We start from the raw sequence: 7,047 nt of genomic DNA, 5'->3' as shown, positions 1-7,047 counted from the left end.
ATCACAAAATAAATACATAGACTGATTTAATACTATTATTATTTTCAAGGGAAAATGCTCATTAAAAAAATTATATATTAAAGAATACCTTCAAGTATGTAATCTAAATTCAACTAGACTATTTCTTGAAGGTATTCATAAATTTCATGTTTTATTTTTTTAATTCCTCATCAATTAATTCGTTGTCAAGTGGTGTCTTGTAATGAGCTTTATTTTTAAATTCTTCAACTGCTTTCCTAACTCTAGTAGTTGATGCTATTGTGCCCGGCCCAGCTATACAACCACCTGGGCAAGCCATTCCTTCCAATAAGTACCCATTTTTCTTCCCTGCTTTTGCTTGATACATAAGCTTTACACAATCAGCAAGATTTGATGCTGATTCTACATTTATTTCTCTCGATGGATCTAAAGTTTGAGCTGTTTTTTTAACAGCCTCAGCAACTCCTCCTGCTACAGGATACCCTCTTCCAAGCGTTGAAGCATCCTGTATTTCTTTAGATATTTCAATCTCAGATAACTCTATATCTTTAGCTACAAACATTCCCATTAATTCTTCAAATGTAATTACAAAATGGACATAGTCTTTTACTTCTTCTCTCAGTGCTTCCAATTTTTTTGATATGCAAGGTCCTATGAATGTTATAATCGCATCTGGGTTATTTTTCTTTATGTACTTCGCAGTTTCAACCATTGGTGAAGCTGAATCTGAAATGTATTTATATTGCTCTGGAAATTTATTTTTTACCATTAGTGCCCATGAATTACAGCAACTAGTCCCCATAAAAGGTATTTCATTAGGAACTTTTTGAAGAAATTCCTTAGCCTCGTGTAAAGTAGTTATATCCGCGCCTAAACTTACTTCTACCACATCTTTAAATCCTAACCTCTTTATGCCCTCTACGATCTGCTCTGGTGTAGTCAAAGCACCAAATTGTCCAATAAATGAAGGTGCTATCATAGCATACATATTCCCCTTCTTCTTAAGAGCTTTTACCAGTTGATAGATTTGAGATTTATCTGCTATTGCTCCAAAAGGACACTGTATGATACATCTCCCACAGGATACACATTTTTCTTGATTAATCTTTGCCCTGCCTAAATGATCGCTCTCTATAGCATTTACTCCACAAACAGCGGCACAAGGTCTTTGATATTCGACTATAGCGCTATATGGACAAGCTTCTTTACATCTACCACATTTTATGCACTTGTCTTGATCAATTATAGCCCTGTCTTTTCCAATTGATACTGCATTTACAGGACAAACATTTGTGCAAGGATGAGCAAGACATTTTCTGCAATTATCCGTGACTTTAAGAGCTCTAGTCGGACATGCTTCACAAGCAAAAGTTATTACATTCACTAAATCAGGGATAAACTTGGTCTCATCGACATTTACCTCATCTATTCCCTCTGTAACTCTAGTAAATTCAGCCATACTTCTAACATTAAGCCCCATGGTGAGTCTTAGCCTTTCTTCAACTACAGCTCTTTCTCTAAATATATTTTCCCTGTATTTTGCAACTTCTCCAGGTATAATGTTGTAAGCCGCTTTCTCTAATTCATTAAGATCTGTGTCCTCATATGCCATTTTTGCAATTTCTACAAAGACCTTTCTTCGTATATTTATAAGGTCAACATAACTTTCTTTCATTTATTTCTATTCCTCCGCAATTAAATTTATGATTTTATTCTCATCTTATCCATTATTTTTTCCATTACAATTTGTCCTGTAGCTTTAAATATAACGTCTTCATCTACTATTACAACAGGCGAAATATCTTCATCTGTTTCTTTGCAATATCCCAAGCACTTTATAGATTCGATTTCGAGCTCTTCATCTTTGTATTCTTTGTTTTCCTCAATCAATTCCCTTAAACTCTCAATTTGATCTAATAGATTCATTGCTCCTAACAAAGTACAATTTGATCCCATGCACACTTTTACTTTCATATAAATCCTCCTAACTATTGTAGGGCATTCAATAGACCCATAAGTTGATTTAATTATATTACATTTTTAAAGATAGTTAAAGTATTAACCGATGTAGAAACTCAAATGTGATATAATTAATTTGAAAATAAGAGCAAGGGGGCTTTTTTATGTTTAAATTTCCCAAAGGTTTATACACAGATGTACGGATTGAAGATGTTTACGAAACTAAAATAATTTACTCAATGGGTGAAATTGAAGAATCAAAAGAAAGAACTTACAGAGCTGCTTTCATAAGGATATTTGATGGAGAGAAATGGTACTATAATTCTATTTCAAATACCGAAGATATTCAAGCTGAAATTGATCTTCTCTCCCAATATGCAAAACCAAATCAACAAATCGAGGAAAATCCTGTCGTTAAAAAATTTCAAGTGAATAAAGACGAATTATTAAAATTTGAACATAACGATATAAAAAAAATCAGTATAAAAGAAAAGCAAAATCTTCTCAAAGAATATTTTCCTGTATTAAAAGAATACGAATTTATAAAACATTGGAAAGCTTATTATGTAGATAGAAAAATATATAAGGAATTCTACTCAAGCAAAGGTTCATCAGTTAAATTTGATAACCAAACAGCTGGTTTAGCTATTAAAATGCAGTTTGTAAAAGGAGATAAACTATTATCAGAAACTTTTCAAAAAGCTTCAAATGACATAAATGATCTAAGAGGAAAAACAGAAGAATGTAAGTCATTTATATCAAAATGCCATGATTTCTTAATAAACTCTAAACCAGTAGAACCTGGAAAATACACTGTCATTTTGTCACCTATTGCTGCAGGTGTGTTTGCTCATGAGAGTTTTGGACATAAAAGTGAATCGGACTTTATGATAGGTGATGAAACTATGAAAAAAGAGTGGGCAATAGGAAAAACTGTAGGAAAAGAATTTTTAAATATAGTCGACGATGGCAATTTAGATGGTAGCGGATATGTGCCATATGACGATGAAGGCACAAGAGCTGAAAAAACTTATCTCATAAAAAATGGGCTCCTAAGTGGACGGCTTCACAGTACAAATACTGCATATTATCTTGATGAAGATTTAACTGGAAATGCTAGAGCTGTAAATTTTGAATTTGAGCCAATTGTAAGAATGACTACCACTTATATAGAACAAGGAAATATGACAAAAGAAGAATTGTTTAGTGAAGTAAAAAATGGCATATTTATAGATGATATAAAACATGGTTCGGGAATGTCCACATTTACGATTGCACCATCGCTCGCATATTATATAAGAGATGGAAAAATTGCAGAACCAGTGAATATATCAGTCGTTACTGGCAATGTTATGGAAACTCTAAACGAAATAGATGGTCTTTCAAATGAAGTTGAAATCATGAGCTTTATATTAGGTGGATGTGGAAAAATGGAGCAATTTCCTCTGCCTGTTGGCTTTGGTGGTCCTTTTGTAAGAGTAAAGTCTTTAAATATTCAATAGGTGGTGAAAAAGATGATAAAGGAAAAATATATAACTAATGTAAAAGAAATATCTTTAAATGTAAGCCAAAGTAGAATTGACTCAGTTCGAAATAAAAATATAACTAGAACTGGTCTAAGACTTTATGATAACGGATATATTGGATATGCAGGAGCAATAGGAAATTTTGAGGAATCAGATTTATTAAATAAAGCGATATCAACTCTGGAAAATAAAATACCATATGATTTTGAAATCGAAACTAATAAGAAAATATATGAAGATTATTCATCAAATATACTTGATGAAACTAAGATGGTAGATGAATTAGAAGCTATATTAAGTGTCTTAAGAGAAAAATATTCTGACTTTTATTTCTCTCATAAATTCAATCTAACTGATTACAGTGTAAAATTAATCAATGAAAAAGGCCTTGATCTATATCATAAGGACAGATTTATCTCTCTTGGGTTATTATTTAAAGAGAAGACTTCATTAAATATAATGGATGGTTTTGTTGGCTTTGAGGGAAGAAAATATGATCGCACTTTAGCGTTAAATGATATGTTTCATATTTTAGATGCATATAAAAACAAAGTAGATCTCCCGAATAAAAAAACTCTGCCAGTTGTATTTGTAACAAGTGAGGAAGTTCCATTTCTAAAATTCATGCAAGCTCTAGACGGTAATAATTTTGGTAGTGGAAGCTCACTATTGAGTCAGAAAATGGGAATGAAAGTATTCAATGATAATTTTACACTTTATCAAAATAACAATCCAAAAGATCTCCCTGTGCCTTTCTTTGATGCAGAAGGAGTTGTCAACGAGAACTATAGATACTCTTTGATAGAAAACGGTGTTGTTATATCACCGTATACAAACAAGAGGGTATCCCAAAAATATAATCTCCCATTGACTGGGTCAGCTACTTGCGAATATGACAGTGTCCCAACTTTAGGTACACCAGCGTTTAAAGTTAAAGAATCTGAAAAAACTGCTAAAGAGCTTTTAGGTGGAGAAATGGGTGTATTCGTATTAATGACATCTGGTGGAGATTTTACACCTGAAGGAAATTTTGCAGCACCAGTTCAATTAGCTTTACTATTCGATGGAGAGAAGTTCATTGGCAGACTCCCTGAATTAAACATCTCTTCACATTTATTTGATATGTTTGGCAATTCTTTTAGAGGGGTTAGCAAAGACAATTGTAGCGCACTATCAAATGACAAATATATGATAATGGATATGAAAGTAGATAAGCTGTAGTCACCAATAAAAATCTCAGAGAGCACTCTGAGATTTTTATTATTTATTTTAATTCTCATGTAAAAATTCAATTTGATTTCTATCATTATAAAGAGTTCTAATTCCTAGATTGAGTGTGGAAAAAGTAGCTAAACAGACTACTGTAGCTATGGCAATCATGATTGCTATTTGGTAAAGAATCGCAGTGGTAGGTGCTGTACCTGATAAAATTTGACCTGTCATCATCCCTGGGAGTGAAATTATACCCATTCCAACCATATTGTTTAAAGTTGGAAGTAGAGCTGTTTCTAAAGCATTTTGTGAAAATGGCAAGAGTATCTTTTTAGGCTTTACTCCTAAATTTAATAGAGTTTCAACTCGCTTTCTCTGAGAACTGAAATTGTCCTTAAAACTCTTTAACCCTAAATTTACACCAGTCATAGCATTTCCCATTATCATCCCAGATAGAGGAATTGTATACTGAGGATTGAAAAAGTCAACTCTCACAACCACTATCACAAAAAATGCTAAGATGATTAAGCCTGAGCCAGCCAATGATAAAGCTACTGCCCATTTAAAAGACTTATTAAGCCATTTATTCTTCGATAATGCTCTGTGTATTGCAAACAATGTCATGGTCAGCAAATAAAGACTAGTAAACAACGGGCTTGGATTTTCAAATATATAAGTTAAAACAAAACCCGCTAGTGTCAATTGCACAGTCATTCTTACACTTGCGACAATTAGAAGCTTTGTTTGATTTACATTTGCTTTCTTCATGATCGCTAAAACCACTATCAGCAATAGATATATCAGTGAAAACTGAAAAATACTTAATTGAACTATACCAGCATTTGTCATATTGTCTTACTCCCTTCGATATCTATTATATCTTCTGCAAACTCATCAGAAAGATTTTTATCGTGACTTACCACAATTACAGTCATCTCTTTGGTTTTAGCAAGTTTTATGATATCTCTCAATAAAGATTTTGCATTGTGTGTATCTAATGCACTAGTTGGTTCATCAAGCATTATAATCTTAGGTAAAAACGATAAAAATATAGCTGTATAAAGTCTTTGAGCTTCCCCACCAGAAAGTATACTAGTTTGAGTTTCAAGTGGAAAGTCTAATTGACAAATTGAAAGATATTCTTTAATTACTTCTTCACTTGGCATTTCAATTTCTCTATATGAATAGAATTTATAGAAATTATCTTTTATACTTCCATCAAATAAATAAACCGATTGACCAACTAATAGAACTTCTCTCCTAAGTTTTAAGGTATCTATTTCATATATATTTTGCCCTTCGTAAAAAATATCCCCCGAACTAGGAGATAAAGTCGCATTAAACAGCTTTAACAATGTACTTTTACCACTTCCTGAACTTCCAACTAGAAAAACTACTCTCCCTTTCTTAATAGAAATATCTGGGTATCTTATAAATTCTTCAAATACTAAATCTTTGGTTTTAATTATATCCATATTTTTCTCCTATATTAGATTTTAAGTCAAATGAATAATAAAATATTGAAAATGAATATTATATAATGGAAAATCTATCAGTGTTAATTATATCTCTAAAGAATACTTATATGCTGTTTCAACTGGGTTGTCAAAATAGCCTTCTACCTTGTTTGTAACATTGTATCCAAAATCTTCAAATACCTTTTGCATTTTTATATTTGATTCTCTTGTTTCAGCTTTAAATATATGCATATCATCTTTTAAAGATTCATCGATTATATGTTGCATCAATGCATGAGCATATCCCTTGTCTCTATATTCAGGATCAGTTCCAATAGTCATAATCTTTATATAGTCATTTTCTCCCTTCCAGTTATAAATAGCAATACATGCTTTAACGACCTCATTTTCTTTTATGGCATAGGCAAAGGTTCTTTCATCTTCAAATAATTCGTTCCATATTTTTTTGTCTATATTATCTTCTGGAAAATATGTTTTTATTGCTTTCAAAAAACAATCTAAATCCTCCAAACCAAGTCTTACTATATCGTACATGATATCCTCCTTGTTATGTTAATCCATTTAGCTACAAAAGTTTAGATGATACACAAATTATTTCTATCTACTGCTTTTGTTCTCTTATTCTATCAAATATATTGTATAATTTCCATCTTTACTTGTAATGAGATATTTAATTAAAGGCCAAATGTAACTTTATAAGAATAAGGTCAAATGTAAAACTAAATTAGACCTTTGTAAGGTTAAATTAGACCCTTACTAGAAATCAGCAAAATAAACAAATTAAAATAGTTTAATTCAACAAAAAAGGACTTATATAAGTCCTTTTTTGTGTTATAATTATACTATAAAATTTAAATTTGGGCATAACTAATTAGAGGTCTACTGTAGAAAAA

7 protein-coding genes are annotated in these 7,047 nt (G+C 31.6%); 2 read left to right on the top strand and 5 right to left on the bottom strand.

The window, feature by feature from the left end; genetic code table 11:
• Positions 1-151: 151 nt before the first annotated feature.
• Both E4100_RS09150 and E4100_RS09145 read right to left on the bottom strand, forming a co-directional pair.
• A complete protein-coding gene (locus E4100_RS09150) occupies positions 152-1,654 on the bottom strand; it encodes a 4Fe-4S dicluster domain-containing protein (protein ID WP_135271748.1) in 1,503 nt (500 codons plus the stop codon).
• Between the two features lie 26 nt (positions 1,655-1,680).
• The gene (locus E4100_RS09145; RefSeq protein WP_135271747.1) at positions 1,681-1,953 is read right to left on the bottom strand and encodes an NAD(P)H-dependent oxidoreductase subunit E; all 273 of its coding nucleotides are present in this window, start codon (positions 1,951-1,953) and stop codon (positions 1,681-1,683) included.
• Positions 1,954-2,102: 149 nt separating this feature from the next.
• Between E4100_RS09145 and E4100_RS09140 the strand changes: the two genes are divergently transcribed.
• Entirely contained in the window at positions 2,103-3,440 is a 1,338-nt protein-coding gene (locus tag E4100_RS09140) for a TldD/PmbA family protein (RefSeq protein WP_135271746.1), read from the top strand.
• 12 nt (positions 3,441-3,452) lie between these two features.
• Positions 3,453-4,685, top strand: a complete 1,233-nt coding sequence (locus E4100_RS09135) for a metallopeptidase TldD-related protein (RefSeq protein ID WP_135271745.1) — start codon at positions 3,453-3,455, stop codon at positions 4,683-4,685.
• 48 nt (positions 4,686-4,733) lie between these two features.
• Here the strand turns inward: E4100_RS09135 and E4100_RS09130 are convergent, their stop codons facing one another.
• The 3 genes from E4100_RS09130 to E4100_RS09120 form a co-directional block, all read right to left on the bottom strand.
• Positions 4,734-5,525 carry an ABC transporter permease gene (locus tag E4100_RS09130; protein ID WP_135271744.1) on the bottom strand — a complete coding sequence of 264 codons (792 nt, stop codon included), beginning with the start codon at positions 5,523-5,525 and terminating at the stop codon, positions 4,734-4,736.
• Entirely contained in the window at positions 5,522-6,151 is a 630-nt protein-coding gene (locus E4100_RS09125) for an ABC transporter ATP-binding protein (protein WP_135271743.1), read from the bottom strand. Before E4100_RS09125 ends, E4100_RS09130 begins: the two co-directional genes overlap by 4 nt.
• A gap of 87 nt (positions 6,152-6,238) precedes the next feature.
• Complete coding sequence (locus tag E4100_RS09120) at positions 6,239-6,688, bottom strand: GNAT family N-acetyltransferase (RefSeq protein WP_135271742.1); 450 nt, start codon at positions 6,686-6,688, stop codon at positions 6,239-6,241.
• Positions 6,689-7,047 lie beyond the last annotated feature (359 nt).

Origin of the sequence: Soehngenia longivitae (assembly GCF_004684055.1) — a bacterium.
Taxonomy (GTDB): Bacteria; Bacillota; Clostridia; order Tissierellales; family Tissierellaceae; genus Soehngenia; species Soehngenia longivitae.
Note: the sequence above shows the minus strand (reverse complement) of the source record. Positions and strands in the feature narration are given on the sequence as shown.

Bases quoted from the DNA above. Each gene is read 5' to 3' on its own strand.
- E4100_RS09150 (WP_135271748.1), bottom strand. From the start codon at position 1,654: ATGAAAGAAAGTTATGTTGACCTTATAAATATACGAAGAAAGGTCTTT.
- E4100_RS09145 (WP_135271747.1), bottom strand. From the start codon at position 1,953: ATGAAAGTAAAAGTGTGCATGGGATCAAATTGTACTTTGTTAGGAGCA.
- E4100_RS09140 (WP_135271746.1), top strand. From the start codon at position 2,103: ATGTTTAAATTTCCCAAAGGTTTATACACAGATGTACGGATTGAAGAT.
- E4100_RS09135 (WP_135271745.1), top strand. From the start codon at position 3,453: ATGATAAAGGAAAAATATATAACTAATGTAAAAGAAATATCTTTAAAT.
- E4100_RS09130 (WP_135271744.1), bottom strand. From the start codon at position 5,525: ATGACAAATGCTGGTATAGTTCAATTAAGTATTTTTCAGTTTTCACTG.
- E4100_RS09125 (WP_135271743.1), bottom strand. From the start codon at position 6,151: ATGGATATAATTAAAACCAAAGATTTAGTATTTGAAGAATTTATAAGA.
- E4100_RS09120 (WP_135271742.1), bottom strand. From the start codon at position 6,688: ATGTACGATATAGTAAGACTTGGTTTGGAGGATTTAGATTGTTTTTTG.